Origin of the sequence: Frateuria sp. Soil773 (assembly GCF_001428405.1) — a bacterium.
Lineage (GTDB): Bacteria > Pseudomonadota > Gammaproteobacteria > Xanthomonadales > Rhodanobacteraceae > LMSL01.
The window spans coordinates 87,622-113,239 of record NZ_LMSL01000023.1 but is presented as its reverse complement, the minus strand read 5'-3'; the positions used below and the strand labels follow the sequence as shown (position 1 = coordinate 113,239).

26 protein-coding genes, 1 tRNA gene and 1 riboswitch are annotated in these 25,618 nt (G+C 68.1%); of the genes, 12 read left to right on the top strand and 15 right to left on the bottom strand.

The window, feature by feature from the left end; all coding sequences use genetic code 11:
- The first annotated feature begins 64 nt into the window (after positions 1-64).
- Positions 65-961: a protease HtpX gene (gene htpX / locus ASG87_RS09360; protein WP_056004219.1), complete on the top strand. Its 897-nt coding sequence runs from the start codon at positions 65-67 to the stop codon at positions 959-961.
- Between the two features lie 221 nt (positions 962-1,182).
- Positions 1,183-3,054, top strand: a complete 1,872-nt coding sequence (gene htpG, locus ASG87_RS09355; RefSeq protein ID WP_056004216.1) for a molecular chaperone HtpG — start codon at positions 1,183-1,185, stop codon at positions 3,052-3,054.
- Between the two features lie 93 nt (positions 3,055-3,147).
- Here htpG and ASG87_RS09350 read toward each other — a convergent pair whose 3' ends face one another.
- Positions 3,148-3,585: a nuclear transport factor 2 family protein gene (locus ASG87_RS09350; protein WP_082582867.1), complete on the bottom strand. Its 438-nt coding sequence runs from the start codon at positions 3,583-3,585 to the stop codon at positions 3,148-3,150.
- Between the two features lie 269 nt (positions 3,586-3,854).
- Here ASG87_RS09350 and ASG87_RS09345 point away from each other — a divergent pair, with 269 nt between their 5' ends.
- Both ASG87_RS09345 and ASG87_RS09340 read left to right on the top strand, forming a co-directional pair.
- Complete coding sequence (locus ASG87_RS09345) at positions 3,855-4,436, top strand: methylated-DNA--[protein]-cysteine S-methyltransferase (protein WP_082582866.1); 582 nt, start codon at positions 3,855-3,857, stop codon at positions 4,434-4,436.
- 46 nt (positions 4,437-4,482) lie between these two features.
- A complete protein-coding gene (locus ASG87_RS09340; protein WP_056004209.1) occupies positions 4,483-5,286 on the top strand; it encodes an isocitrate lyase/phosphoenolpyruvate mutase family protein in 804 nt (267 codons plus the stop codon).
- 156 nt (positions 5,287-5,442) lie between these two features.
- Here ASG87_RS09340 and ASG87_RS09335 read toward each other — a convergent pair whose 3' ends face one another.
- From ASG87_RS09335 to ASG87_RS09320, 4 genes are all read right to left on the bottom strand, one after another.
- Positions 5,443-6,012 (bottom strand): hypothetical protein, encoded by a 570-nt coding sequence (locus ASG87_RS09335; protein ID WP_056004206.1) that lies wholly within the window; start codon positions 6,010-6,012, stop codon positions 5,443-5,445.
- 133 nt (positions 6,013-6,145) lie between these two features.
- A complete protein-coding gene (pnuC, locus tag ASG87_RS09330; RefSeq protein ID WP_056004203.1) occupies positions 6,146-6,730 on the bottom strand; it encodes a nicotinamide riboside transporter PnuC in 585 nt (194 codons plus the stop codon).
- Position 6,731: 1 nt separating this feature from the next.
- A complete protein-coding gene (locus ASG87_RS09325; protein ID WP_056004200.1) occupies positions 6,732-8,900 on the bottom strand; it encodes a TonB-dependent siderophore receptor in 2,169 nt (722 codons plus the stop codon).
- Between the two features lie 59 nt (positions 8,901-8,959).
- Positions 8,960-9,055, bottom strand: a riboswitch (TPP riboswitch).
- A 53-nt stretch (positions 9,056-9,108) separates the two neighbouring features.
- Entirely contained in the window at positions 9,109-10,245 is a 1,137-nt protein-coding gene (locus ASG87_RS09320) for a phosphotransferase (RefSeq protein WP_056004197.1), read from the bottom strand.
- 378 nt (positions 10,246-10,623) lie between these two features.
- Here ASG87_RS09320 and ASG87_RS09315 point away from each other — a divergent pair, with 378 nt between their 5' ends.
- Entirely contained in the window at positions 10,624-11,205 is a 582-nt protein-coding gene (locus tag ASG87_RS09315; protein ID WP_157510991.1) for an NUDIX hydrolase, read from the top strand.
- Positions 11,206-11,514: 309 nt separating this feature from the next.
- Here the strand turns inward: ASG87_RS09315 and ASG87_RS09310 are convergent, their stop codons facing one another.
- On the bottom strand, positions 11,515-13,608 hold the full coding sequence (locus ASG87_RS09310; protein WP_056004191.1) for a catalase: 2,094 nt from the start codon (positions 13,606-13,608) through the stop codon (positions 11,515-11,517).
- A 638-nt stretch (positions 13,609-14,246) separates the two neighbouring features.
- On the opposite strand from ASG87_RS09310, the gene ASG87_RS09305 reads away from it, so the two are divergent.
- Positions 14,247-14,687 (top strand): DUF2231 domain-containing protein, encoded by a 441-nt coding sequence (locus ASG87_RS09305; RefSeq protein WP_056004188.1) that lies wholly within the window; start codon positions 14,247-14,249, stop codon positions 14,685-14,687.
- Between the two features lie 136 nt (positions 14,688-14,823).
- Positions 14,824-15,987: a sorbosone dehydrogenase family protein gene (locus ASG87_RS09300; RefSeq protein ID WP_235499603.1), complete on the top strand. Its 1,164-nt coding sequence runs from the start codon at positions 14,824-14,826 to the stop codon at positions 15,985-15,987.
- 116 nt (positions 15,988-16,103) lie between these two features.
- Here the strand turns inward: ASG87_RS09300 and ASG87_RS09295 are convergent.
- Together ASG87_RS09295 and ASG87_RS09290 are read right to left on the bottom strand one after the other, a co-directional pair.
- Positions 16,104-16,179, bottom strand: a tRNA-Ala gene (locus ASG87_RS09295).
- Positions 16,180-16,232: 53 nt separating this feature from the next.
- Positions 16,233-17,351: an HRDC domain-containing protein gene (locus tag ASG87_RS09290; protein WP_056004182.1), complete on the bottom strand. Its 1,119-nt coding sequence runs from the start codon at positions 17,349-17,351 to the stop codon at positions 16,233-16,235.
- A 104-nt stretch (positions 17,352-17,455) separates the two neighbouring features.
- On the opposite strand from ASG87_RS09290, the gene ASG87_RS09285 reads away from it, so the two are divergent.
- The 5 genes from ASG87_RS09285 to ASG87_RS09270 all read left to right on the top strand — a co-directional run bounded on the left by ASG87_RS09285 (position 17,456) and on the right by ASG87_RS09270 (position 20,990).
- Entirely contained in the window at positions 17,456-19,402 is a 1,947-nt protein-coding gene (locus tag ASG87_RS09285) for a formylglycine-generating enzyme family protein (RefSeq protein WP_056004180.1), read from the top strand.
- 175 nt (positions 19,403-19,577) lie between these two features.
- On the top strand, positions 19,578-19,820 hold the full coding sequence (locus ASG87_RS09280; RefSeq protein ID WP_056004176.1) for a hypothetical protein: 243 nt from the start codon (positions 19,578-19,580) through the stop codon (positions 19,818-19,820).
- A gap of 139 nt (positions 19,821-19,959) precedes the next feature.
- Complete coding sequence (locus ASG87_RS20000; RefSeq protein WP_157510990.1) at positions 19,960-20,157, top strand: hypothetical protein; 198 nt, start codon at positions 19,960-19,962, stop codon at positions 20,155-20,157.
- Positions 20,158-20,313: 156 nt separating this feature from the next.
- Positions 20,314-20,766 (top strand): glycoside hydrolase family protein, encoded by a 453-nt coding sequence (locus ASG87_RS09275; RefSeq protein WP_200949042.1) that lies wholly within the window; start codon positions 20,314-20,316, stop codon positions 20,764-20,766.
- Positions 20,763-20,990, top strand: a complete 228-nt coding sequence (locus ASG87_RS09270; RefSeq protein WP_056004173.1) for a hypothetical protein — start codon at positions 20,763-20,765, stop codon at positions 20,988-20,990. Before ASG87_RS09275 ends, ASG87_RS09270 begins: the two co-directional genes overlap by 4 nt.
- Positions 20,991-21,312: 322 nt before the next feature.
- On the opposite strand, the gene ASG87_RS19320 is transcribed toward ASG87_RS09270, so the two are convergent.
- From ASG87_RS19320 to ASG87_RS19315, 7 genes are all read right to left on the bottom strand, one after another.
- Positions 21,313-21,588, bottom strand: a complete 276-nt coding sequence (locus ASG87_RS19320; RefSeq protein WP_082582864.1) for an AlpA family phage regulatory protein — start codon at positions 21,586-21,588, stop codon at positions 21,313-21,315.
- 141 nt (positions 21,589-21,729) lie between these two features.
- Positions 21,730-22,359, bottom strand: coding sequence for a hypothetical protein (locus tag ASG87_RS19995; protein ID WP_157510989.1), 630 nt, complete (start codon positions 22,357-22,359; stop codon positions 21,730-21,732).
- A 145-nt stretch (positions 22,360-22,504) separates the two neighbouring features.
- The gene (locus ASG87_RS09265; RefSeq protein WP_056004172.1) at positions 22,505-23,074 is read right to left on the bottom strand and encodes a hypothetical protein; all 570 of its coding nucleotides are present in this window, start codon (positions 23,072-23,074) and stop codon (positions 22,505-22,507) included.
- Positions 23,067-23,594, bottom strand: a complete 528-nt coding sequence (locus tag ASG87_RS09260) for a hypothetical protein (protein ID WP_056004169.1) — start codon at positions 23,592-23,594, stop codon at positions 23,067-23,069. The genes ASG87_RS09265 and ASG87_RS09260 overlap by 8 nt, the downstream gene beginning before the upstream one ends.
- A gap of 213 nt (positions 23,595-23,807) precedes the next feature.
- Positions 23,808-24,656, bottom strand: coding sequence for a ParB N-terminal domain-containing protein (locus ASG87_RS09255; RefSeq protein WP_157510988.1), 849 nt, complete (start codon positions 24,654-24,656; stop codon positions 23,808-23,810).
- Positions 24,653-24,865, bottom strand: coding sequence for a hypothetical protein (locus ASG87_RS09250; RefSeq protein WP_056004164.1), 213 nt, complete (start codon positions 24,863-24,865; stop codon positions 24,653-24,655). The genes ASG87_RS09255 and ASG87_RS09250 overlap by 4 nt, the downstream gene beginning before the upstream one ends.
- A gap of 164 nt (positions 24,866-25,029) precedes the next feature.
- Positions 25,030-25,392 (bottom strand): DNA-directed RNA polymerase, encoded by a 363-nt coding sequence (locus tag ASG87_RS19315; protein ID WP_157510997.1) that lies wholly within the window; start codon positions 25,390-25,392, stop codon positions 25,030-25,032.
- Between the last annotated feature and the right edge of the window lie 226 nt (positions 25,393-25,618).

Sequence of the window (25,618 nt, the reverse complement as noted above, 5' to 3'; positions counted from 1 at the left end):
CAGCCCCGAATCTTGGGCGGCGGCACCGCCGCGTTCCTCCTTCGTGACTGCCAAAGAGACAGCCATGCGCCGCATCGCACTTTTCCTAGCCACCAACATCGCCGTCCTGCTCCTGCTCAGCATCGTCTGCCACCTGCTCGGCATCGACCAGATGGCCGCCGCCCACGGCTACGGCGGCATGGGCGGCCTGCTCACCTTCGCCGCCGTGTTCGGCATGGGCGGCGCCTTCGTCTCGCTGGCGATGTCCAAGTGGATGGCCAAGATGTCCACCGGCGCCCGGGTGATCGAGCAGCCGCAGAACGAGACCGAGCGCTGGCTGGTCGATACCGTGCGCCGCCATGCGCAGAACGCCGGCATCGGCATGCCCGAGGTGGCGATCTACGACGCCCCGGAAATGAATGCGTTCGCTACCGGCATGACCAAGAACAGCTCGCTGGTGGCGGTGAGTTCCGGCCTGTTGCAGCAGATGGACCGCGAGCAGGTCACCGCCGTGCTCGGCCACGAGATCGGCCACGTCGCCAACGGCGACATGGTCACGCTGACCCTGATCCAGGGCGTGCTCAACACGCTGGTGATCCTGGCCGCGCGCATCGTCGGCCGCGCGGTCGATAGCTGGCTGTCCGGCGGACGCGACAACCGCGGCGGCGGCATCGGCTACTTCGTGGTGGTGATGGTGCTGCAGGTGGTGTTCGGCCTGTTCGCCTCGATGATCGTGGCGGCGTTCTCGCGCTGGCGCGAGTTCCGCGCCGACGCGGCGGGCGCGCAGTTCGCCGGCCGCGGCGCGATGATCTCCGCCCTGCAGCGGCTGCAGGCCAACCATGGCGAGAACACCTTGCCGAACACGATCGCCGCGTTCGGCATCTCCGGCCCGCTGGCCGACGGCTTCAAGCGCCTGTTCATGAGCCACCCGCCGCTGGACGAGCGCATCGCCGCGCTGCAGAACGCCTCGCCGCACCGCTGAGCGCCGGATGGACCGCCCCTGGCCGGCCCTGCTCCAGTGGCAAGGTCGACCGGGCCGGGACGGCGGCAGTCGGGACGGTCGCCATCCTGGAACGAAATAGCCGTCATCCCGGCGAAAGCCGGGATCCAGTTCCTCCCAGGCACGGAAGTCGCTGGATTCCGGCTTTCGCCGGAATGACAATCGAAGCAATCCATGTCAACGCAAGTCAGGAAACGTCACGCATGAACGCACCCGCCGAAATCCGAAAGTTCGAGGCCGAAGTCGCCCAGGTCCTGCACCTGGTCACCCATTCGCTGTACTCGCACAAGGAAATCTTCCTGCGCGAGCTGATCTCCAATGCCTCCGATGCCTGCGACAAGCTGCGCTTCGAGTCGATCGCGCACCCCGAGCTGCTGGCCGGCGAGGGCGAGCTGCACATCGACGTGAGCTGGGATCCCGAGGCGCGCACCGTCACCGTGCGCGACAACGGCATCGGCATGAGCCGCGACGAGGTGGTCGCCAACATCGGCACCATCGCCAGCTCGGGCACCCGACGCTTCCTGGAGGCGATGAGCGGCGAGCAGAAGGCCGATGCGCGCCTGATCGGCCAGTTCGGCGTGGGCTTCTATTCCGCCTTCGTGGTCGCCGACAAGGTCACCGTGATCACCCGCCGCGCCGACGCGCCGGTGGGTGAGGGCGTGAAGTGGGAGAGCGACGGCAAGGGCGAGTACTCGCTGGAGCAGGTCGAGGTGGGCGAGCGCGGCACTGCGGTGACCCTGCACCTGAAGGCCGACGAGGACGAGTTCCTCAAGGGCTGGCAACTGAAGTCGCTGATCCGCAAGTACTCCGACCACGTCGCCTTCCCGATCCGCGTGCCCAAGGAGGAGGACGGCAAGCCGACCGCGGAATTCGAGACCGCCAACGACGCCTCCGCGCTGTGGACCAAGCCCAAATCGGAGATCTCCGACGAGGACTACCAGAGCTTCTACAAGTCGCTCGGCCACGACTTCAACGACGCGCTGGCCTGGACGCACAACCGCGTCGAGGGCAGCCAGAGCTTCACCACGCTGCTCTACATCCCCTCGCAGCCGCCGTTCGACCTGATGATGGGCGGGCGCGACGAGCGCAAGGGCCTGAAGCTCTACATCAAGCGCGTCTTCATCATGGACGCGGCCGAGGAGCTGCTGCCGAACTACCTGCGCTTCGTGCGCGGCGTGGTCGATGCCGACGACCTGCCGCTCAACGTCAGCCGCGAGATCCTGCAGCACAACCGCCAGCTCGAGCGCATCAAGTCCGCCTGCGTCAAGCGCGTGCTCGACCTGATCGAGAAGCTGGCGAAGGACGAGCCGGAGAAGTTCGCCACCTTCTACAAGGCCTTCGGCAACACCCTCAAGGAAGGCATCAGCGAGGACGCCAACAACCGCGAGCGCATCGCCAAGCTGCTGCGCTTCGCTTCCACCAAGGGCGAAGGCAGCCAGCAGAACGTATCGCTCGACGACTACATCGGCCGCATGCCGGTGGGCCAGGACGCGATCTGGTACATCACCGCCGACAGCTACGCCGCCGCGTTCGGCAGCCCGCAACTGGAAGCGTTCAAGGCCAAGGACATCGAGGTGCTGCTGATGTCCGACCGCATCGACGAATGGATGCTCGGCAGCCTCGGCGAATACGCCGGCAAGAAGCTCAAGAGCGTCGCCAAGGGCGAGGTGCCGCTGGACGAGGCCGACAGGAAGAAGCAGGAAGAGGCCGCCAAGGAGGCCGAGCCGCTACTGAAGAAGCTCAAGGAACTTCTCGGCGACCGCGTCGGCGAGGTCAAGGTATCGGCCCGCCTTACCGATTCGCCCTCGTGCCTCGCCCTGAGCGATTACGAGATGGCGCCGCACCTGGCCCGCCTGCTGCGCGAAGCCGGCCACGACATGCCCGAGTCCAAGCCCACGCTCGAGATCAACCCGGCGCACGCCCTGGTCAAGCGCGTCGAGACGGAGACCGACGAGGGCAGGGCGAAGGACCTGGCCAACCTGCTGCTGGAACAGGCCGAGATCGCCGCCGGCGCGCAGTTGCCGGACCCGGCCGCTTTCGTGCAGCGGATGAACCGGGTGCTGCTGGCGTCCTGAAGGTTGCGGCGCCGGCCCTGCGCCAGGAAAAAGCCCGCCGGTCCGGCGGGCTTTTTTCATGCGTCGCGCGGCATCCGGCCGGAGCGATGTGGTTCAGGTCGAGGGCGGGAACCACAGCCTGGCGATCTTGCCGTTGCGCACTTCGTACACCGCGAGCGAATCCGGTGCGTGCTTGCCCGGCGGCAGGCCGTGCGGGTGTTCGAGATCGATGACCACCGGGCCGTTGACGACGCGCTTGACGATGTCCACGCCGAAATCGCGGGGCGCCTTGTCCAGGAAGGCGAACGCCTTTCTGAGCGCGGCCTGGCCCTTGACCTCGGGACGCTTGCCGGAAAGATCGACGATGCTCACGTCGTCGGCATAGCAGGCCGCGAAGGCCTCGATGTCGTGCGCGTTGTAGGCGGCGACCTGGGCCTGGACCACCTGGTCGGGGCGGGAGGACGCATCGGTGGTGCCGCACGCCGCCGCCATGGCGTGGAAAGACAGGGCGGCCAGCGCCGTTGCCGAACAAGCTGCAAACCAGAACCTCATCCTGCTTCTCCGATGGAAGTGCCGGCCCCAAGCATAAGCGACGCGCACATGGACTTGCAGGAACTGTGGCACGGCTTTGCCCGATCGTAACGGCCCGGTTGCCGTCCCCTGCTATCGTCCGCTGCGCGGACCTGCCCGCAGGAAGCGGCGGGCGCGACCGTGCAGGAAACGGATGGCCGGACGTTTCCGCGCCTCGCATGATCCCGACGGCAGCCCGATCCGATGCGGCGGCCCCCGATCTCCCGCCTCCGATTGCCGAGGAACGCGATATGACCCACGCCTTCAGCACCATCGATTCGCCCGTCGGCAGGTTGACGCTGGTGGCGAGGGGCGACCGGCTGGCCGCCGTCCTGTGGGAAAACGACAGGCCCGGGCGGGTCCGCCTCGATGCCATGCACGAGGACCGGGAGCGTCCGGTGCTGCTGGAGACGGAGCGCCAGTTGAAGGAGTACTTCGCGGGTGCGCGCCGCCGGTTCGAGCTGCCGCTCGATTTCGCGGGCACGGCATTCCAGCGCAAGGTATGGCAGGCCCTGCTTGCCATACCGTTCGGCGAGACCCGCAGCTACAGCGGCATCGCCCGGCAGATCAGCCATCCCGACGCCGTGCGCGCGGTGGGTGCCGCGAACGGCCGCAACCCGATTTCCATCGTCGCCCCGTGCCACCGGGTCGTCGGCGCCGACGGGTCGCTCACCGGGTTCGCGGGCGGCCTGGACGCCAAGCGTTGGCTGCTCGCGCTGGAAGGCGCAGGCACGACGGCAGGCGCGGCGGCGAGGCGCGATGCGCCTGCCGGAAGCCGGGCCCCGGGCCGGGAGCCCACGGTCCAGGCAGCACTGTTTCGCGCGGGAGAGTGAGCGTTACCCTTCGCCTGCACGCGGTTTCACCCAACGGAGAACGCAGGTGTCCTCATACGAAATCTTCCGCCGGCTGCACGAAGGCCCGTCGCCGCTGCGGCTTCCCAATGCCTGGGATGCCGGGAGCGCGAGGCTGTTCGAGAGCATGGGCGCATCGGCCATCGCCACCACCAGCGCGGGCGTGGCATGGGCGCAGGGCTATCCCGACGGCGGCAGGCTGCCTGCCGAGGTGGCGTTGCAGGTAGCGGCGAGCATGGCCCGGGTACTCACGGCGCCGCTGTCGATCGATATGGAGAATGGCTATTCGGACGACCCGGCGGCGGTGGCCGGGATGGCGCGGCGGCTGATCGACCTCGGCGTCGCCGGCATCAACATCGAGGACGGCACCAATGCGCCCGCCTTGCTCGCCGCCAAGATCGAGGCGATCAAGAACGCCGCGGCGAAGTCGGGATCGAACCTCTTCGTCAACGCCCGGACGGACGTCTACCTGGCCGGCCTGGTCGACGGGCCCAAGCGTGTCGGCGAGACGCTGGCGCGCGGCGCGGTCTACCGCGAGGCGGGCGCCGACGGGCTGTTCGTCCCGGGCGTGGTTGCTCCCGAGGACATCGCGGCCATCGTGGAAGGCGCCGGGTTGCCGATCAACGTGCTGGCCTGGCCCGGCCTGGCGCCGGCCGATGCGCTGGGGAAGCTGGGCGTGCGCCGCCTCAGCGCGGGCTCCGGCATTTCGCAGATGCTGTGGGGGCAGGCGGAGGAACTGGCTAAGGATTTCATCCAGGCCGGGCGTTCCGAATCGATGGCCGAGGGAGCCATGTCCTACGCGCGGATCCAGGCGCTGTTCGTCGGCGCTTGACGGTTCGAGCCCGAGAGCACTGTCGGTTTCGGCGCCTTGCCTGAAGCAGCCCGCCTGCCGGTGAGGCGTCAGGCGGCTTGGCGCTCCGTAAAAAAAAGCCCGTCGATTTCGACGGGCTTTTGATGCCGACGGGCCATCCAGCCCATCCGCCTGCGCTTATCGGCCGCGTGCGGGGGCGCTTGCCGGCGCGGGGCTGGGTGCGTGCTGCGTGGCGTTCTGCACGGGCGGGCTAGGCATGCTGCGCGGGTAGCTGTTCCGCATCGGCGGCGCGAAACCCGCCCGGCCGTCGTGGAAACGGACCCGCTCCGGGAGGCGCATGTTGGGGCCGGCCAGCGCGAAGCGGCGCCCTTCGATGTTGACCCAGTGCCAGTTCCCGAAAGGCACGGGAGAGGTCGATACGTAGCTGAACTGCGCATCGTAGTCGCCTTCCGCGCGGGGAGTCGCCTTCAGCGCGAGGTTGACCACGAACTGGCTGGAAACGGGTTTCCCATGGTTGAACGCCGGCTTGGTGATCATCTCGCCGAGGTTCTTCTCGAGCAGCCGCCTCATCGGGGGCGAAAGCTCGATGGCCGGCGAGATATCGGTGATCTTGCCGTGGGAGTTCACGTTCACCAGGACGGGAAGGAGCCTGGGCCTGAACGGGCTCAGCGCGCCCGAGGTGGCCCATGCCGAACCTCCCGTAGCGCAGAGCAGGCCGAAGAATGCCATTGCGTGAAGCCGTTTCATGGAACCTCCTTGCACATAGCCGAGCCCGCCACCGGCACCGTGTGATGCCACGACCCTCCCGTATCCGGCACTCTCCACCCGCAGCGCCCGGCGGTCAACCGGGAGCCTGCGCGCGGATGCGCCGCCCGGGCCTTCAGCCGGCGGACGGCACGTCCGCCGCATGCGAACGTCCCGCACGCCGCCAGTCGCGCAGGCCGATCGCGGCGAGCACCACGAATCCCGCGTACAGCAACGCGGTGACCAGCAGGTCCTTGTAGAGGTATTCGCCCACGTAGAGCACGTCCACCGCGATCCACAGCCACCACGCGGCGGTGTGCCGGCGGCCCTGCCACCACTGGGCGACCAGGCTGAAGGCGGTGAGGGCCGCGTCCAGCCAGGGCAGGGCGGCGTCGGTCCAGCGGTGCATGGCATAGCCCAGCGCGAGCGCGCCGACGACGCCGGCGAGCAGGTGGAACGCGGCCTGCCTGGCCGGCAGCCGGGCGATCTGCACGCGGCCGTCGGTATCCAGGTGCCGCAGCCAGCGGACCCAGCCATAGACGATCAGCGCGCCGAAGGCCGCCTGCAGCAGGGCGTCCGAATAGAGCTTCGCGCCGACGAAGACCCAGGCATAGGCGGATACCGCAAGCAACCCCACCGGCCAGCACCATGGCCGGCGCCGGGCGGTGAGCCAGACGCCCCAGGCGCTCAGCAGCGCGCCGACCAGTTCGGTCCAGGCCATGTCAGAACGCGGCCGTGACGGACAGGCGGGCCAGCCGCGGCGCGCCGGGGAACAGGTAGCTGTCGCCGCCGGAACTGCCGGTATCGCGCCAGTAGAAGCGGTTGAACACATTGTCCACGCTCAGGCGCCAGGTCAGCGCACGGCCGCGCCAGTGGCCGGCATAGCGCAGCCCGGCGTCGAACACGTGGTAGGCCGGCACGCGCGTGCGGCCGTCCGGCGTGGCCACGTTGGCGGCGGCGTAGCGCCAGCCGCCGAGCAGGCTCAGCGCCGGCGCGAACGGCAGGCGGTAGTCCGCCTGCAGCGTGGCGCGCAGGCGCGGCACGTTGACCACCTGGTGGCCTTCGTACGAGGGCGTGCCGGTGCTGCCGGCGCGCGCCCGGATGACGCTGGCGCTGGCGACGAGGCGGAGGTTGCGGTTCACCTGGCCGTTCGCCGCCAGCTCCAGGCCGGTGTGCACCTCCTCGCCGCGCTGCACGAAGGTGAAGCCTTCGGCCGAGCCGTCCGGCTGCGCGAACTGGTAGGGCTGGCGGATGCGGAACAGCGCGCCGGTGACACTCAGCGCCTCGCTCCCGTTCCACTTCGCACCGGCCTCGAGCTGGCGCGACAGCAGCGGCGCCAGCGTGCTGCCGCCGTTGCTGGTCCAGTACGGCGCCTCGCGGCCGAGCGACAGGCCCTCGCTGTAGCTGGCGTAGACGGTCAGCGGATCGGTCGGCTGCCACAGCACGGCGGCCTGCGGCAGCGTCCTGCTCAGCCGCGTGTCGCGCTCGGGCGCGCCGTCGCTGCCCCAGGCACGTTCGTGCAGGCGCACGAAGCGGCCGCCGGCAAGCAGTTGCCAATGCCCGCCGAGGTGGACGCGGTCCAGCGCGAACGCGGAGCGCTGCCAGCTGGCGAGCCGTCGCACCGGGTCGCCCGGCTGGTTCGGCGACGGCGCGAAGACGGTCGGCTCGGCGTCGCCGATGTTGGCGGTGCCGACGTAGTCGTATACGTACGGGCGGCGGTCGATGCCGCGGCGGAACGCGCCGATGCCGGCGGTGAGTTCGTGGCCGACCGCGCCGGTGTCGAAGCGGCCTTCGAGCACCGCGCGCGCCTCGTCGTTGCGGCGGGTGTCGCCGGGGCTGCGGTAGTCGTACACGTCGTAGTCGCCGTCGGGCGCGAAGAACCAGCCGGGCGTGGCGCCGCTGGCGCAGTCGGGCGAATAGAAGCAACCGTAGGCGAAGGCGACGTTGTCGTCGATCACGCTGCGGCTGTGGCCGGCGGCCAGGCGCAGGCGCCAGTCGTCGTCGAAGGCATAGCCGAAGCGCGCGCTCGCGTTGCCGGCATGGATGCCCACCGGCTGCTGCCACGGCTGGTAGCCGAGCAGGCGGGTGGCGCTGGCGTGCGCGGGAATCGTGCGGCCGCCCAGCAACTGGTAGCCCGAGACCGAACGCTGGGCGCTGGCCTGGTAGTCGCCGTCCAGTTCCAGCGTGGCCCTGGAGCTGATGTGCCAGTCGGCGGCGAGCGAGTAGAAATTGCGCCGGCCGTCGGCGTGCTCCACGTAGGCGTGGGTGTCCTCGTAGGCCACGTTGGCGCGCAGGCCGAACGCCGGCGTCAACCAGCCGCCGACGTCCGCCGCGCCGTAGCGCGAGCCGTGCGAGTCGGTGCCGAGCGTGGCGGTGCGCACGTCCTGCGGCCGCTTGCTGACGTAGTTCACCACGCCGCCGGGTTCCATCACGCCGGCTTCCAGTCCGGCCAGGCCCTTGAGTATCTCCACGCGCTGGCGATCTTCGAGGGCGATGCGCTGCTCGCCGGCGATGCTCAGGCCGTTGCCGCGGAAGCCGGTGGCCAGGTCCAGCGGATAGCCGCGGATCGCGATGTCCTCGTAGTAGCCGACCGGCGCGTAGTTGTCGCCGAGCGAGGCGTCCTCGCGCGCCAGCTCGCTGAGCGTGCGGATCTGGCGGTCGTCCAGTTGCCTGCGGGCGATCACCGTGACCGCGGCGGGCGTGTCGTGCAGTGCGGCGTTGCCGTAGCTGTCGATGCCGTTGCGGTCGTCGCGGGTGCGTGCGTCGACGCGCACGGGCGCCAGGTCGGTAGCCTGCGGCGGGTTGCCGGCGGGCGTGGCTGGGGTTGCGGCATGGCCGGCGCTGGCGGCGGCAAGCAGGGCGAGAGCGAGGGGTGTGCGGGAAAGGATCATCGTCGTCGTCGAATGAGGTGCGGACGAAGCGACGGCGGAGTGGCACGCCCGGACGGCCGCGCCACTCCATGCAAGCTCCCTACGCCGGTGCGAACCGGATCAGGTTCCAAGGGACTCTCTCAGCCCGGTATCGCCGGGCACCCCCGCTTCAAGACGCCTATTGAACCACGGATGGGCCGTGCCTGCCGCAAGCGCGGCGCCGTCGCGCTCAGGCGAGGTCGCGGATGGCCTGTTGCAGGGCGCGCCCGGGCGGCGTGGCGAACCAGGCCGCATGGCCGCGCAGGAAGGTGTGGTAGGCGACGTCGGCATTGGCCGGCGAGCCGGTGACGGCGCTGAAATACTCCACTTCCGACAGGGCGAAATCGACGTGCGCCAGCGGCAGCAGGTCGGCGAGCAGGCGGACGTCGCGCGCGTCGAGCGGACGTTGCCCGCGGTAGCCGGCGACCAGCGCCTGCGCGGTATCGGCATGCACGGCGCGGTCGCCGGCATCCAGCGCGAGCCAGGCCACCGCGTTGCGCTCGATCGCGGTGGCCAGGTCGAACAGTGCGAACGTACGGGCGGCCAGGCCGAAATCGAGCACGGCGGTGATGCGCGCGTCGCTTCCGCTGCCGCTCCAGCACAGGTTGGAGACATGCCAGTCGCCGTGCGTCCACAGCCGCGGCTGCCGCGCAAGCTGCGGCTGCACGGCGGCATGGAACGGCGCGAACACGGCGGCCAGCTCGGCGCGCCAGTCGCGCCGGGCCAGGTACTCGGCCAGTCCGGGGCGGTGCGGCAATTGCGCTTCGAGCGCCGCCGGCGGGTCGGCCGCCTCGATCAGCTCGCTGCGGGCGACCAGCAGGTGCGTGCCGCGCTGCGGTGCGGCGTAGCCTTCGGCCGCAGCGTGCACTCGCGCCAGCATGGCGCCCGCGCTGCGCGCCTGGCCCAGGTCGCGCAAGGGCGTCCAGGAGGCCGCGTGGCGGTAGAGGTCGATGCCTTCGGCGCGCTCGTGCACCTCGTAGGTCCACTCGCCGAGCGTCGGCGCGGTGCGGCCCGCGCGGTCGGCCAGGACCCTCGGCACCGGCACGCCGGCCGCGCGCAGCCGGTCCATGTAGGCGTGTTCCTCCGCCAGCACGGCGGCGCTGCGCACCGTGCTGTGATGGCGCTTGACGAACAGCGTGCCGTGCGGGGTGTCCACCAGGCATGCCGCCGACAATGGCCGCGGGCTGTGCCAGCGGATCGCGCCGCGCGGCGCGAGGCCCGGGTAGAGCCCGAGCAGGGCGTCCAGCTCGGATGCGTCGAGCGGCGGCCAGTCGGGCGCCACGTCGTCGTCGGCCAGGCCGTGCACGCGGTGGTCGGGTTCGGTCATGCGGTATGGCGGTCGATGGAGGGGAGGCGCGATTATCCCCGAAGCCGGTGCAAGCTTCCTGCGGCGTGGGCGACGGCCATAAAAGACCGGGAGAAGGATGCTTCAGGCTGCGTGATGGCAATGGGTCATCGGCCTTGTCCCGGTCACCGCATGCGTCGGTCTCGGGATCGCTGGCCGCCCGCATGGCGAACTTGTCGGTCGGGAGATTCGCCTTGGTCGCTGGCGCCCTGCCGGTGAACGGCTCTCGCCGTTTTCGGCGTAGCATGCATGGCGGATTCCTCTCGCGCCATGCCGTTCGATCGTTCAAGCCGAGCCTGTTGCGAGGAGCGGCTCGGTTCCAGAGTCATGTGCCAGTCCGACCGCTTCAGGAGGTTCTCGATGAAAGCGATTGCCTGCATCGTCATGTGGGTGCTTGCCGTGCTGCTCCCTGTCGCGGGGCGGGCCGCGGACCAGCCCAGGAGCTACGACAACTATACGATCCAGAGGTTGATCCTGCTGAACGACAAGAACGAAATCCTCCTCGAGAAGCATCCTGCGGGCTGGATGACTCCCTCCCTCAGATCCAATCGTGAGGTTTCTACGCTTGCCGCGCTCGACGACCTCGCCGAAAAAATGGGAGTGTCGATCACGCAGCCCAGATTGGCGGCGATTTATCTGTACATTTTCGATGGACTTCCGGATCACAAGGGCGCCTCGTTCCGCCAGCATTACGTGGCCCATCTCAAGTCCGGAACCGTCAGGCAAACGGAGAAGGATCAGGCCGGCCCCGCCGAGCGCCGCTGGGTGTCGCTTGCGCAGGCGCGAGAGCTCATCGATATGGACCCCCTCAAGAGGGAAACCTTCCAGGTCCTCGACCACCCTGAAAAACTCTGGGGGGCGACCTATGTGCTCAAGTTCAAGGACGACAAGATGCAGGAAATAGAAGTGGCCGAGGATTTCTACCCGCTCGGGGACCAATGAGCGGCGCCTGACAATCCACTCGGGCCAGGCCGCTTCGTGGGCCGACCTGGGTCGGGCGCCGGCAAGGGCTTTCGATGCCGGGTCGGCGCGTCAAGCGGGAAGCAGGGGCTCTTGCGACGTCGCATTTGAAGCGACGACTGCACCAGTCGCCCAGCAGTTGTGAGGAGCCCGTATCCGCGGCGTTGCGGCGAACGGCAGGCCAAGGGTCGACCTGGCCTGCCGTTCGCCGCGTTCGGGCCACCCGCCAGTCCGCTCGGAGGTCGCAGCGGCTTGCCCGCCGTTGACGGCGGCAGCGCGTGCCGCGGTTGGTCAGGCGAGCGTGCGGAGCTTTGGCTCGCGCGCCCATTGCCTCGTCTTCGCCGCCTTGATGAAGCCCTTGGTGTCCGCGGCCTGGACCACGCCCGCGTCCTTGGCGATGCCTCCGGCCTGCAGCAGCGGTTCCGCGCCGCTGTCGAAGGCGATGGCCTTGAGGTGGCCGAAGGCGTCACGGACCCAGTCCACCGCGGCCGCTTCCTTTGCCAGCGCCTTGCCCGCGGCCGCCGACAGCACCACGGCGACGGCGTCGAAGACGATCGATGGCGTGCCGGCGAGCTGGCCGTCCGCGGCCAGCTTGCGGCCATCGCTCAGCTTGGCCCCGCCGACCTTGGGCGCGACGATCCTGACGCCGGCCCCGGCGTCTTCGGCGGCCTTGCGCAGGGCCTTTACCGTGGCGGCGTCGGAGCCGTGGTCGACCAGAATGCCGACCTGTCGCCCTTCCAGCGTGGCCTTCATCTTGCCGATGATCTGCAGTGCGGGCGAGGGCGGGCGATCCTGCGGCTTCACCGCGGCCGGCGGTGCGGGAGGGAGGGCGTCCAGCGCCAGTCCGTCGGCGACGCGCTTGGCAAGGTCGGCATCGATGTGGCGCAGGTGGCCGACCACGGCTTCGCGCACATGCAGGGCTTCCACCTTGGACAGTTCGAACACCAGCGCCGAGGCGATGTGCGCCTGCTCGGGCGCGGTCTGGCTGCGGTAGAACTGCCGCGCCTGGCTGTAGTGGTCGGCGAAGCTCTCGGCGCGGATGCGGCCCTTGCTGCCGTCGTCGGCCGGCTGGGCGAAGGTGCGGAAGCCGTCGGGCGTCTCGCGCGGGCTGTCCGCCTGCAGCGAGCTGGGGTCGTAGTTCACGCGGCCCTTGGGCACGTGCATCTGCATGTGGCCGTCGCGCTGCAGGTTGGCGAACGGGCACTTGGGCGCGTTGATCGGGATCTGGTGGAAGTTCGGCCCGCCGAGGCGCAGGAGCTGGGTGTCGAGGTAGGAAAACAGGCGGCCCTGCAGCAACGGGTCGTTGCTGAAGTCGATGCCGGGAACGATGTTGGCGGGGCAGAACGCCACCTGCTCCGTCTCGGCGAAGAAGTTGTCCGGCCAGCGGTCGAGCACCATGCGGCCGACGATCTGCAGCGGCACGAGTTCCTCGGGAATGAGCTTGGTGGCGTCGAGATGGTCGAACGGGAACTTCGCCGCGTCCTCCTCGGTGAAAAGCTGCACGCCGAATTCCCACTCCGGATGGTCGCTGCGCTGGATCGCCTCGAACAGGTCGCGGCGGTGGAAGTCCGGATCGGCGCCGGCGAGCTTCACCGCCTCGTCCCACACCGTGGACTGGAGGCCGAGCTTCGGGCGCCAGTGGAACTTGGCGAAGGTCGATTCGCCCTTGGCGTTGACGAGGCGGAAGCTGTGGATGCCGAAGCCTTCGATCATGCGCAGCGAACGCGGGATCGCACGGTCGCTCATCGCCCACATGATCATGTGCATCGATTCGGGGGTGAGCGAGATGAAGTCCCAGAAGGTGTCGTGCGCCGAGGCAGCCTGCGGGAAACCGCGGTCGGGCTCCATCTTCACCGCATGCACGAGGTCGGGGAACTTGATCGCGTCCTGGATGAAGAACACCGGGATGTTGTTGCCGACCAGGTCCCAGTTGCCTTCCTTGGTATAGAACTTCACCGCGAAGCCGCGCACGTCGCGCGGCGTGTCGATGGAGCCGGCGCCGCCGGCCACGGTGGAGAAGCGGGTGAACAGCGGGGTGCGTTCGCCGACCTCGGTGAGCAGCTTGGCGGTGGTGTACTTCTTCAGCGACTTGGTCAGTTCGAAATAGCCGTGCGCCGCCGAACCACGCGCGTGCACGATGCGTTCCGGGATTCGCTCGTGGTCGAAGTGGGTGATCTTCTCGCGGAGGATGAAGTCCTCCAGCAGCGTGGGGCCGCGCGGCGTCGGCCGCAGCGAGTTCTGGTTGTCGGCAACCGGAATGCCCTGGTTGGTGGTCAGCGGCGGATGTTTGCCGCCCGACTGCTGGTGCAGTTCGTCGCCATTGCCTCTGCGGTCGGCGGTGGCGTTGCGGGAGGTGTCCGGGCGGCGCTTGGTGGGCTGAGCCATGGCTTGCTCTCCTGGGGATGGCTAGCAGTGGAGCAACCCTCAATAGACTCCGGCGGGTGAAATTTCCGTCATCCGGCAATGATCGCCGGACGACCGCGCTGCCTCGAAATCCGTGCGGGATATGCGCGTTGGACTCGACCATGCTTGCGTGACCCGTGCCATCGTCGCGAGATCGCGCAGGGCGACCAGGTATGCACCGGTCGCTCAGGTGCGTCGCCATCCGCTCGGGAGTTCGTATGAGCGCGTGGGTTCGCTCGCCGGACGACTGCATGCGATGCCCGCACTCTTCCATCCGCTGGCCGGCATGCAGACGCGACTACACGATGCCGTCGTGTCCATCGACGCAGCCGACGCCGGTGGGGAGCGGCCGGTGGAGCGGCCCGGCCATGCGCGGCGCACGGATATGGCGCCAATCGCTGCTGCCGTTGAGCGTCCGGGCATCCCGCCACCCGGCATGCGAGCAGAGCGACGGTCGACACGGCCGCCGTCCCCGGATGAATTGACACGCCGTTGACAAGATACGAAGAACGCTAGGCGAAGGTGCTCCATTCCCGGGCCGGCATGGTCCCGGGGCTACGTACGAACATCGCCGGGAGCGACCCGGCAGACACCACCGCCTCCTCGCGCGAGAAAACGCCATGAACGCCCTTCCTCGTCCACGCGGCTCGGTCTTCGTCGATGCCGTCTATGGCCTGTTGAATCCGCTGCCGTTCGGATTCTTCGTCGCCGCGCTGATCTTCGACATCCTCTACGCCCGCACGGCCGACGTCCAGTGGAACAACGGTGCGGCGTGGCTCAATGCCTTCGGCCTGGTGCTGGCGATCGTGCCGCGCCTGATCAATCTGGCGCGGGTATGGATCACCGCCAGGGTCCGTGCGACGTCGGCCGACAAGGCGGGCTTCTGGCTCTACCTCGTGGCGATCGTCGTGGCCATCGTCAATGCGTTCGTGCACAGCCGGGATGCTTACGCGGTGGTGCCGGCCGGCGTCTGGCTCTCGGCCTGCACGGTCATCCTTCTTTCGATCGGCCAGGTCGCAATGGCCGTGACCGGCAAGCGGGGAGGTCTGGACCGTGAATAAGCACGCGTATCGCAGCGTATGGGTGTTGGCCGCAGCCGTTCTCGCGGGATGCAGCGGCCGCGCTTCGTACGATGCCGCACAGCAGTCGGGCGCCAATCCGCCGCTGCCGGGTGCCCGCAATTTCCTCGTCCCGCCCATGCAGGTGCCCCGTTACCAGGGATGGGCGGAAGGGCAGACGCCCACGGTGGCGCCCGGCCTGAAGATCGAGAAGATCGCCGGCGACCTGAAACACCCGCGGCAAGTGTTCGCCCTGCCCAATGGCGACGTGCTGGTGGTGGAATCCAACAGCCCCGGTATCGAGCACGTGGAGACGCCCAAGGCGTTGATCGCGGGGTATGTGAAGGGGCGATCGGGCAAGGCCAGCAAAGGCGGCAACCGTATCACGCTGCTGCGTCCGGACCCGGCGACCGGGAAATGGACGCCGCACGTTTTCCTGGAGCACCTCAACTCGCCGTTCGGCGTGCAACTGATCGGCGACTCGCTCTACGTCGCCAACACCGATGCCATCGTGAAGTATCCCTATGTGCCCGGGGAAACGCGGATCGCCGCACCCGGCACGATGTTCGCCGACCTGCCGGACACGATCCAACACCACTGGACCAAGTCGCTCGCCGCGAACCCGGACGGCACCAGGCTGTACGTGGGCGTCGGCTCCAACAGCAACATCGGCGAGCATGGGCTGGAAGTGGAATACCGGCGCGCGAACATCCTGGAGGTCGACGTCGCCACCGGCGCCAGCCGCATCTATGCCTCGGGCCTGCGCAACCCCACCGGGGTGCAGTGGGATGCGCAGACCGGCAAGCTCTGGACGATCGTCAACGAGCGGGACGAGATCGGCGCCGACCTGGTGCCGGACTACCTGACTTCCGTGAAGGAAGGCGCGTTCTATGGCTGGCCCTACAGCTACTACGGGCAACACGTGGACCGCCGCGCCATGCCGCAACGGCCCGACCTGGTGGCCAAGGCCATCGTCCCCGACTACGCCATCGGTTCGCACGTCGCCCCGCTGGGGTTCCTGATCGTGCACGGCGACGGGCTCGCGGCGAAGTACGCGAACGGCGCCTTCATCAGCGAGCACGGCAGTTGGGATCGCTCGCCGCTGAGCGGCTACGAGGTCGTGTTCGTCCGTTTCGAGGACGGCAAGCCCGTCGGCCGGCCGGAAACGGTCGTGAGCGGGTTCTACTCCAAGGACGAATCGCGGCTCCACGGGGCGCCGGTGGGGCTGGCGCTGGACAAGAGCGGAGCCCTGCTGATCGCGGACGACGTCGGCAACGCGGTATGGCGGGTCACGAAGGAGTGACAAGCCGCGGCGGGCGCCTTTCTCCGGCTTCCGCGTGACTGGAGGCGGAGCAGGGCGCCCAGCAACGAAAAAGCCCCGGAAACATTCGTTTCCGGGGCTCTTTTGTCTGGAAGGATTGGTGGAGCGGAGGAGGATCGAACTCCCGACCTTCGCATTGCGAACGCGACGCTCTCCCAGCTGAGCTACCGCCCCACACGAGCCGCGCATGTTAGCAGCGTGGCAAGGCTTTCGCCAAGACCTTTCGATCAGCCGGGAAGCAACCCGGCGAGCCGCGGCTGTAGCAGCGGGGTGCGCCATCCTTCGAGGAATTCGGGCCAGTCCGCGGTGGCGACGTATTCTTCCAGCACCTTGCGCGGGCAGAGCAGTCCGGGGGGCAGGTCCAGCTCCGTCGCGAGCCGGTCGACGCTGTCCTTCATGGCGGCCAGGGCCTTCTTGGCCTCGCCCTGCGGATGCGCCGGGATCGAGGCGGTGGCGTCGATCTCGTCGGCGTCCACGGCGGGCAGCAGCAGCTCGAACAGTTCCGCACGCTGGGGCGAGCGCAGGGCGCGCTGGCCGCGCGTGCGCTGGTCCAGCTCGGCGAGGCCGGCGGGGCGCTGCTGGGCGAGGCTCATCGCCAGGGCGTCTTCGAGCAGCCAGGGGCGCGGGCGGTCGAGCGTGCGCGCCGCGCGGTCGCGCCACAGCAGGATGCGGCGCAGCAGGGCCTGCTGCGCCCGGGGCCATTCCGCCGCGCCGCGGAGGGCGCGCTGCGGCTGCGGGTCGCCTTCGCGGTGGCTGGCGCGCCGCTTCAGCCGCTCGCAGTCCTCGGCATGCCATGCGCTGCGGTCGCGCTGCCGCAGCCGCTCGGCCAACTGCTCGTGGATCGGTTCGAGATAGACCACGTCGAGCGTGGCATAGCTGCGCTGGGATTCGGTGAGCGGACGCTGCATCCAGTCCGAGCGCGTCTCGCCCTTGTCCAGCTCGGCGCCGGCCAGCTCGGCCACCAGGGCGCGGTAGCTGATGCCCAGGCCCATGCCGACGAAGGCGGCGGCGATCTGCGTGTCGAACAGGGTGCGCGGCCCGCCGGGCAGCCATGGCGCCAGCGTTTCCAGGTCTTCGCTGGCGCTGTGCATCACGGTGACGGCGGTGCCTTCGCCGATCGCGGGACGCAGCGCGTCGCCGATCCCGAACGCCAGCGGATCGACCAGCGCATAGCGACCGTTCCAGCCCAACTGCAGCAGGGCCAGTTGCGGGTAGAACGTATTGCGGCGCATGAACTCGGTATCGAGGCCGACCGCCGCGTCGGCGGGCAGTTCGGCCAGCCACGCATCGAGCGCGTCGCGCTGGTCGATCCATGCGGCGCTGGGGCTGGCGGGTAACAGGGACATGCGGTTTCCTCGAAGCTGACCGGGCACCGGCGTGTCGATTGCCCTGTCATCGGTTTGTGCCTATGGTGAGCGGCGCACGATAACAGGCCGCAGGACGCCCAACCATGCCGAGCAACGAGACCATCCGCCGTCAGCGCGCCCTGGGCGGTGCCTTGGGGGTGATCGTGCTTGGCTGCGCCTTGGTCTATCACTTTTTCCCGCGGGTCTTCCATGTGGACCCGGCGACCATGGCGCCGCGCCGGTCGATGTCGATGGGAACCGCGCCGGCATCCTCGTTCGGCGCGCCGGCGGCCCGTGCGCAGGCGGACAACGAGCAGGACGCGGGCCCGCCGCTGACACTGGCGCCGACCGAGGTGATCGCCGCGCGGATGAGCAAGCGCGAGCAGCAACTGCCCGAGCAGTTGAGCGCGGATACGCCCGAAGTGCAGGCATTGCTTCAGCAGGCCGCCAAGGCGCTGCACGCCGGCCAGCTCACCGGCGACAAGGACAGCGCGGCCGCGCTTTACATGCGGGCGCTGAAGGACAAGCCGGACAGCCGCGCCGCCGCCAAGGGACTGTACGAGGTGCATGCGAGGCTGGTGGCGCAGATCGGCCAGGACATCGCGGTGGGCGACGCCGAATCCGCGCAGGACCTGCTCGATGCGCTGCGTTCGCTGCCGGACGCGGCCGACGACGTGGAGCAACTGGCGGCCAGCCTGAAGACCCTGACCAAGGTGCGGCCGATGCTCGCGCAGGCGGCGAGCCTGCTGCAGCAGGGCAAGGTCGACCAGCCGCAGGGCGGCAGCGCGCTCGACCTTTACCGCCAGGTGCAGCAACTGGACCCGGCCAACGCGATGGCCGAGCAGGGCATCTTCCAGGTGCAGCGCGCGGTGCTCGATCGCGCGCTGGCCGCGGTCGCGCAGAACGATTTTGCCGCCGCCGACCGTGCGCTGGCCGCCGCCGATGCGATCCGGCCCGGTTCGCAGCAACTGCAGGACGTGCGCGAACGGGTCGTCGGCATCCGTCACCAGCGGGCGGTCGGCGTGCTCGCGCAGGCCCGCTCGGCGCTGGACTCGGGCAACCTGGAGCTGGCCCGGCAACTGGCCGGGCAGGCGCAGTCGATCAGCCCGGACGTGGCCGGCCTCGACGATTTCGAGGAACGCCTCACCAATGCGCGGCTGTACGCGAGCTACAAGCCGGGCCAGGCCTTCAGCGACCGTTTCGTCGACCTGCCCGGCCGGACGCCGGTGATGGTGGTGATCCCCACCGGCAGTTTCCAGATGGGGGCGGCCGATGACGAGGACGGGCGCAGCGACGCCGAGATCCCGCGGCACCAGGTGACCCTCGCCAAGGGCTTCGCGATGGCGCGCAGCGCCGTCACCGTGGGCCAGTTCCGCGACTTCGTGCGCGCCAGCGGCTATGTACCCGATTCGACCCGGCTGGGCGGCGCCAGCGTGTACGACGAGCGCAGCGGCGCCTTGCGCGACGACCCGCGCGCCACCTGGCAGGACGACTACGCCGGCAAGCCGGCCGGCGACAAGCTGCCGGTGGTGAACGTTTCCTGGGCCGATGCCAATGCCTACGCGGAGTGGCTCGGCAAGCGCACTGGCAAGCGCTACCGGCTGCCGAGCGAGGCGGAGTTCGAGTACGCGCTGCGCGGCGGCACGCAGAGCCGCTATTGGTGGGGCAACGGCACGCCGTCCAGCCGGGTCGAGAACCTGACCGGCTCCGGCGACCGTTCGGCCAGCGGCCGGCGCTGGAGCAACGCCTTCAGCAACTACCGCGACGGCTACTGGGGACCGGCGCCGGTGATGAGCTTCGCGGCCAATCCGTTCGGCCTGTACGACATCAACGGCAACGTCTCGGAGTGGGTGGCCGATTGCTGGCACGACAACTACGTGCGCGCGCCGCACGACGGCAGCGCCTGGATCAATCCCGGCTGCAGCGTCCGCGTGGTGCGCGGCGGCTCGTGGGGCAGCTCGCCCGACCAGGTGCGCTCGGCCTACCGGCAGGGAGCGGAAGGCCGCGTGCGCAGCGGGCGCGTCGGCTTTCGCGTGGTGCGGGAACTCTAGGCCGCGTTCGCTTGATGAACGGCGGCGATATGCACGCCGCGATGCTCCATCAACTGCAACAGGCATCGTGCAAGACTGGCTTTCCGGCCGCGCCAGGCGCGGCCGGCAGTCCTTTCGCAACCCTTCGCCGGGGCCGAAAGGGCTTCAGCCCGGCAAGAGCACCGCGGGAGGCGCCATGAACCCCGGAAACGTAAGCCTGTACGTGCCCTACAGCGTGGACAGCCCGTGGATCGTGCGGCGGGAGGTCACCCGCGTCGGCACCTACGCCAGCCGCACCGACGCGATCGCCGCGGCCATCGCCATGCGCGCCAAGCTCGCCCGCGCGTGGGGGCACGCGCATCCCCCGGTGCAGGTGCAGGAAAGCGACGGTAGCTGGCACGAGGCCGTGGCGGACGACGTGTCGAGGCCATCCACCTGACACGTCCCGCGGACGCGATCCCGCGTCGCTGCAAGGAAAACCGGCGCCGGACTCGCGGGGCCAATGCCAATCCAACGCCTTCTCGACGGCGCATCGACAAACCGGAAGGCAAGCTCGCGCAGATCGAAGGGAGGTAGCCATGCCGGCAAACCGGACGTCCGCGTCGCTATTGCTTGCGCTCGCCGAGACGCGCGCCGAGCGCGACAAGCTCAAGCTGGAGTGCGAACTGCTGCGCAACCAGTTGCAGCGGTATCCCGCGGGCGTGATGCAGATACGGGCGGTGGAGCGCACCGTGGCCGCGCTCACCGAAGCGGACGAGCCGCTGGACGGTTCCTGAGGGCACGCAGCCTGCCAATCGACGAGAAGTCCGTCCCGAAAAGCGCACATGGATTGAACGGCGCGATTCGCAGCCGCTACGCTCGGCTGGATCCCTGGCGAAGAATGCCGATATGGCCAACGAGAACATGCGGATGAGTTCCGCCGGTCGCAACGCATGATGCATGGCGAAGCGGTGCGCCGCGCGCACTACGACGACCAGGGCAACAACTGCACGTATGGGGTGGGCACGTTGGTCCATTTCGGACCTTGCACGGCGACGGAGATGGCGGCTCCCGTGACCGACGCCATGGTCGAGCGGAGTCTCGATGGCAGCCTTGCCGTCGCCGAGCGCCAGGTTCGCAATGCGGTAACGGGCCACGATCTTACGCAGGAGCAATTCGATGCCGCGGTTTCCTTCGTGTACAGCACGGGGCATCGCGGCCTGTCGGCATTGCGGCCGGCCAATGAGGGCGACATGGCTGGCGTTGCTTCGCGGATGCGCGGTTTCGTCCATGTCTGCCAACGCGACCGTTCCGGACGGATCGTGCCCGGGCGCTGCCGGATCAGCGCCGGTTTGGTGAACCGCCGCAACCGCGAAGCCGCTCCGTTCGATGGGGGCCGCCCGTGAAAGCCTCGGCGATTTTTCTTGCCGGATTGCTCGCCATCGGCGCGTGCGGCGCCACGGATACGGTCAGGCCGGCCGACTTCTACGGTACGTGGAAGGTGGCGAGGATTGTCGCGGCAGGCGACGGATCGATGAGCGAGGCCGATATGAAGGCCCTCGTCGGCACGATCGTGACGATATCGGCGGACAAGGTGGAAGAGGGGGCGACTCGCGGGCCACGCGGTTAGCGCCAGAGTGGTGGATTCCGCCATGGAGCTGGGCTCGCCCGGGGACCTGTCGCCGCAGCATATCGGCCTGCCGGAGAAGGTCTCCTGGACACCGGATGCCAGCAGTTCTTCAAGGCGGGGAGCCGGCTCATCTTCGGCGACCGCGGCGCCTACTACGAGGCCGTGCAGTCCACGCCGCCGTAGGGGCTCGGGCAGCCGGACGGTCGTACGTGACGGCTGGATGGGTCGAATTGCGGGCAGACTCGCTATTTCGCGGACCAAAACAAAGGCCGCAAAAGCGGCCTAAGTATTGGTACGGTGATAGGAACGGGAAATGCAGCATTTATGCGGCCTGTGGGTGGCGTAAGTCAAAGGTACCAACAAAAGTACCAACGGGTGCCGCTTCTTGTGCTGCTGTTGCGCCGAGCTTCGCCGCGATCCACGTATGAACCTCTGAGGCTGACCATGCCACTGTGCTGCGGGTCGGGGTGAGGGCGCGCGGCTTTGGGAACATCCCCGCCTCTGCCCAGCGGTACAAGGTGCTTTTGCTGACACCGACTAGTTGGAGCACGGTAGGGAGGCGGAGTAGGGCAGGGCCGTTCGGTAAGGCTTGCTTCATGCGTTCATTCTCTCTGGCACGACAGCACGCCCGGCTGAGGTGCCGGGGTGCCATGGTGCGCTATGCAATCGACGGGGTACGGGGGGATCGGCGCGCGAAGCTCTCCGTCTGATACCCCGACGGAAATTTGCGGCAGATATTTCAGGGGGCGCCTTCGCTGCTCCTGGCGTGCATGACCTTCACCTTTGCCGACAGGGCCGCACGATTCACCACGCGGGGCGTAAAGAGGCGGCGGGGCTCTGAAAGGGCCTGCTGCGTGACGGGTGAGGTATGGCGCGGAGGGGCGTTCTCCGCCTGATCTGTGGGGATGGTATTGCCCACCCCCTGCGTGGCCCTCTGTGGCCCTATTGAGGCGTCTTGTGCGTCTTCCGCTACGCACTCGCCCAGCTTTGGCAGTACGGCGGCCGCAGGGGTCTGTACGCGCCCACTTCCCCGCACCAGTCGCAAATTGTCCCTGCGCAGGTTGGTGCGGTCGCCATCGTTGTATACGACACATTGCCCCTTGCCGGCATCCGCGATCAGTCGCGCAACGGTCAATGACCGTTGAACCCCTTTCATCGTGCGAGCGCCGACCAGCACATATGAGAAACGGGGGTTGGTCTTGCACCATGACCAGTGCGGCGACCATCCGGCCTCCAACAAGCGTTCCAGGTCATCGGCATACAGAGTGGCCCGTTGGCAGGTGCCCGTCAGGGCGACATGCGCGAGGCGCTGCCCGGTGGCGTCAGTCGTGTAGGTTGTGGGGGCTTGCTGTTTGTACTTCTTCATCATGCGTCTATCTCTCTAAAGGCAATAGCCGCCCGCCACCGCCCGCGAGGCGGGCGGTGGTCAGGAGGCGCGGTTTGGGGTGTGTAACGGTTACTGCGCGGTGTGCGGGCTACCGTTGGTTAGTGCGCCGTATGTGATTGGCCGTCAGTCACTGTCTGCGCTCCGGTCGCGGAAGCGACGGAAGCGAGGGGCGCTCATCGCGGATAGTGAAGCGGCTGAGGTCTCGCTTATATCCCTCGACATCTGACGCAACACCATCTTTCACAAAGTCGTATTGCGCGCCGTTGCTGTGCGGCGGTCTGTTTGCGTATGCGCTCATGCCTTGGCTGAAGGCACCGGCCACACCCTGTGCAAGGTTGCCGTTGATCTCCGCGAAGCGGGACTTGGCCTGCTGGGTTGCCTCGATGTTGCCGCTCTCCCGGTTCTTCTCGATGCGTGAAACGTCCGTGCCGGCCTGCATCTGGATGTCCTGGAGGATGGCCTGAGCGGAGTTGCCGGAGAGGCCAACTTCCGCCGCAGCCGCTCGGGCGGAGGCTCGGGCCTCTCGCGCGGCCTTCAGGCGGTCATTGGTCTGTACCTGGGCCGCCGCATCCTGCTGCTTCTGCTGGAGCTTGAGCTGGTCCTCGGTCGCGTGCTTTTGCTCGTTCGAGGCGTAGATGGCGGTTGCGGCGGAGAGCGCAGCCATCGTCGCCAGCGCAATCGTGGTTGGCTCACACATGCGAGAACCTAGCGAATTCTTCGAACAGATGCCCGTTAATTGTGTGCTCAGCCAGTGGGGCAAAGCCCAGCGCCCGCAGCCAGCGCCGCGCCACGTGGTGCTCTCGGCTCACAACGTTGGCAAGCGCCAAGTACATCGGTGCCCATGCCTCCACGATGGACCGTGAGGCAGCCATGAACTCGCGTGCATGCTGCGAGCCGTTGCCGGTGGACAACATCCACGGCACCCCAAAGCGGTGGTCTTGCGGTAGATCGGCCACGCCGAGCGCAGCCTGCGGCTCGCCGTTCCATTCGGCGACGAAAGATTCTCGGCTGGTCTCCACGGACTTCATCAGGGACGCCAGCGGGTCATGCTGGCCTGTGGCGGCCAGTTCGGCGCGGTCGGCGGGACACATGTGCTCGGCGATGTGGCGCAGGGCGTCGATGGTGGGGGTGTGGAAGGTGATCGGGCTATCGGCCGGGTGACCAGTGAAGGGGTAGTAGGCGGCTTCCGTAGGTGCGTCTGTGGTCTGTGTGTTCATGATTCCCTCATGGGTGATGGGTGCAGCATGGCTTGCCGTCCGCGAAGCGGAAGCAAGCGAGGCAGTGTGCGGGTGGTGGCGGGTGCCTGGTGTGGCAGAGTGACGGCGGGAGCGAAGGGGTGGCGAGGTGTTCCAATGGAACGCTTGAGATGGAACACCGCTCCGCGTGGTTGAGCCATTCGCAGGTGTTCCAATGGAACACCCTCAGGGGCTTCAGAACTCCCCGCTGTCCGGCTCGGCAATCTCCGTCAGGAAGTCCAACGCGTCCGCATTGCTGGCGGCCAGCTTGGCCTCGTTCGCCAGCATCGCCAGTGCCCTACGGGTTGCCTCGGGGGACGCCTTGTCGATCAGGGCGCCAATCTTCCTTGCCAGCTTCTCGGCTTCGAGCTGCATCAGTTGCTCCGGGGTCATCTTGGATTCCATGTCTTGCCAGCCCGCGCCGGCCTCTCGCACATACCGCCAGCGAGGAAAGCCCGTGCCGGGATCATGGGCTTCGGTTGCGTATTCTCGCGGGTTCACATTTGGGAGCTTGTGCAGCATCCGTTGAACGGTGGCGACGCCGATGCCGAAGCGGCCCGCAATGGTTCGCCGGGATTCCCCCACGGGCAGCCCATCGGTCCCCTGTCGGGTCATGTGTGCCACGTACTGCCATGCGGCATCCGCGCGCTGCTCGCGGTGCATCTCCAGCGACCGCTCCGCACAGTTCACCAGCTTGGACACCATGACGGCTCCGTGATGATCCATTGACCCCACGCGACACGGCACGGTCTCCCGGCCTGCCAGGTGGTATGCCCTCAGGCGGTGGTGTCCATCCACCACCAGCAGGCGGCCGTCAATCTCGACCACCAGCAGCGGCTCCAGTTCGACATGCTGAGCAGCCTCCAGCGCGAGCCGCATCGTGCCGACGTGCTCGGCGCTGCGAGCCTCGACTCGCGTCTGTTCCCGAAAGGGCACCATGCGCCCCTCACGGGGTTGCAGGGCCTCATCGGTCTTCAATGCCTTCAGTGGCACCGGTCGCACCTCGGCAGCCTTCAGCCGCTCTAGTGCTGCCTGTGGGTTCACCTCGTGGCCTGTCGGGCTTCCGGGTGGGTGTGTAGCAGGTACTTCAGCACCTCGGCGTTACTGGTGTCCCTGCGTAGTGAGCTTTCTAGCTTGCGCTGCGCTGCCTTCAGCCGGTCAAACGTGGGGGTATCGAACGCGATGGTTCGCAGTACGAAAGGCTCGGCCAGCACAACGGCTGCCGCTAGGGTCTGTGGGTCAAGGTCGGTCATTGCGGTTGTTCCCTCTGTGGGTCGGTGGTGGATGTGTCCGGATGACGGACACGGCGAAGCGCCGGGAGACCGTGGAGTGCCTCTCGGTTCCCGGTGGTGCCGGGCGGTTCTGAGGAGACCCTGAGGGGTCTTTAGGGAACCTAAGGGGAGGAACTACGTTCCTCCTAGGTTGCAGTTTTTATTAGGTGTGGCACCTGGCGGTGGAACCTGGCTTGGTCATGGTGGAACCTGGCGGTGGAACTGCTGCGGGGCTCGTGATTCTCGCTGCCTTGAGACAGCAGAGGCCCTCCTAATCGTGCGGGACGGGGCGTGGGGCGGCGGTCTTGAGTGAGACTGAGTGATGCCGATTGACCAAAAACGACAGGGCAACCCCTGAGTGCCAGTGCGGCCCGTATGGCCCCCTTATCCAAGGCTGTGCAGACCGACAGCATCATGTGGGAGGCGTCGCAAGAGTGGGCGAAGTTCGGCGAGATGCCGAGGGCCTGTCTGCGAGAGTCGAGTTTTGTTCCTTCTACGTTGCAGGTTATACCCCTTGCCGCCGCCTGAGCCTGCTAGGGCCTCCATGCTCCTAGGTTCCGGGTTTTATTCGTCGTGGCGCCCGCCTTCCTTCTAGGTTCCGACTTATACCGCTTGCTCCTAGGCTCGGGGTTATACACATTCGGCGGCCAAGCTTCGCCGGATGGGCATGCCGGTAGGGGAGGAACTACGTTCCCCCTAGGCTGCAAGATTTATCCGGCGCGGCACCTGGCAGAT

Bases quoted from the DNA above. Each gene is read 5' to 3' on its own strand.
- ASG87_RS09275 (WP_200949042.1), top strand. From the start codon at position 20,314: ATGATGCATGGCGAAGCGGTGCGCCGCGCGCACTACGACGACCAGGGC.
- ASG87_RS20000 (WP_157510990.1), top strand. From the start codon at position 19,960: ATGCCGGCAAACCGGACGTCCGCGTCGCTATTGCTTGCGCTCGCCGAG.
- ASG87_RS19995 (WP_157510989.1), bottom strand. From the start codon at position 22,359: ATGATGAAGAAGTACAAACAGCAAGCCCCCACAACCTACACGACTGAC.
- ASG87_RS09280 (WP_056004176.1), top strand. From the start codon at position 19,578: ATGAACCCCGGAAACGTAAGCCTGTACGTGCCCTACAGCGTGGACAGC.
- pnuC (WP_056004203.1), bottom strand. From the start codon at position 6,730: ATGGCCTGGACCGAACTGGTCGGCGCGCTGCTGAGCGCCTGGGGCGTC.
- ASG87_RS09350 (WP_082582867.1), bottom strand. From the start codon at position 3,585: ATGAGGTTCTGGTTTGCAGCTTGTTCGGCAACGGCGCTGGCCGCCCTG.
- ASG87_RS09315 (WP_157510991.1), top strand. From the start codon at position 10,624: ATGAAAGCGATTGCCTGCATCGTCATGTGGGTGCTTGCCGTGCTGCTC.
- ASG87_RS09335 (WP_056004206.1), bottom strand. From the start codon at position 6,012: ATGAAACGGCTTCACGCAATGGCATTCTTCGGCCTGCTCTGCGCTACG.
- ASG87_RS19320 (WP_082582864.1), bottom strand. From the start codon at position 21,588: ATGAAGCAAGCCTTACCGAACGGCCCTGCCCTACTCCGCCTCCCTACC.
- ASG87_RS09260 (WP_056004169.1), bottom strand. From the start codon at position 23,594: ATGAACACACAGACCACAGACGCACCTACGGAAGCCGCCTACTACCCC.
- ASG87_RS09290 (WP_056004182.1), bottom strand. From the start codon at position 17,351: ATGTCCCTGTTACCCGCCAGCCCCAGCGCCGCATGGATCGACCAGCGC.
- ASG87_RS09325 (WP_056004200.1), bottom strand. From the start codon at position 8,900: ATGATCCTTTCCCGCACACCCCTCGCTCTCGCCCTGCTTGCCGCCGCC.
- ASG87_RS09310 (WP_056004191.1), bottom strand. From the start codon at position 13,608: ATGGCTCAGCCCACCAAGCGCCGCCCGGACACCTCCCGCAACGCCACC.
- ASG87_RS09285 (WP_056004180.1), top strand. From the start codon at position 17,456: ATGCCGAGCAACGAGACCATCCGCCGTCAGCGCGCCCTGGGCGGTGCC.
- ASG87_RS09345 (WP_082582866.1), top strand. From the start codon at position 3,855: ATGACCCACGCCTTCAGCACCATCGATTCGCCCGTCGGCAGGTTGACG.
- ASG87_RS09305 (WP_056004188.1), top strand. From the start codon at position 14,247: ATGAACGCCCTTCCTCGTCCACGCGGCTCGGTCTTCGTCGATGCCGTC.
- ASG87_RS09265 (WP_056004172.1), bottom strand. From the start codon at position 23,074: ATGTGTGAGCCAACCACGATTGCGCTGGCGACGATGGCTGCGCTCTCC.
- ASG87_RS09320 (WP_056004197.1), bottom strand. From the start codon at position 10,245: ATGACCGAACCCGACCACCGCGTGCACGGCCTGGCCGACGACGACGTG.
- htpX (WP_056004219.1), top strand. From the start codon at position 65: ATGCGCCGCATCGCACTTTTCCTAGCCACCAACATCGCCGTCCTGCTC.
- htpG (WP_056004216.1), top strand. From the start codon at position 1,183: ATGAACGCACCCGCCGAAATCCGAAAGTTCGAGGCCGAAGTCGCCCAG.
- ASG87_RS09300 (WP_235499603.1), top strand. From the start codon at position 14,824: ATGCAGGTGCCCCGTTACCAGGGATGGGCGGAAGGGCAGACGCCCACG.
- ASG87_RS09250 (WP_056004164.1), bottom strand. From the start codon at position 24,865: ATGACCGACCTTGACCCACAGACCCTAGCGGCAGCCGTTGTGCTGGCC.